At 70.2% G+C, this 255-nt stretch carries 1 pseudogene; it reads left to right on the forward strand.

The annotated features are described in order from the left end of the window. Positions 1-255, forward strand: a pseudogene (locus AC0AIB_RS31670) (sulfate adenylyltransferase); the annotation flags it as partial.

A 255-nucleotide genomic window follows, 5' to 3' on the forward strand; every position in this document is an offset into this window, starting at 1 on the left:
AGAACATGCCCTGGTACGAGGGGCCGTCGCTGCTGCACCACCTGGAGCACGTGCACATCGCCTCGGACCGGAACCTGGTCGACGTGCGGTTCCCGGTGCAGTACGTGATCCGGCCGCAGTCGACCACGGTGACCGACTACCGGGGCTACGCCGGTCAGGTCGCCTCCGGGGTGCTCAAGCCCGGCGACGAGGTGATGGTGCTGCCGTCCGGCTTCACCAGCCGGATCAGCGCGGTCGAGACCGCCGACGGGCCGG

This window comes from Micromonospora sp. DSM 43699 (genome assembly GCF_055517075.1).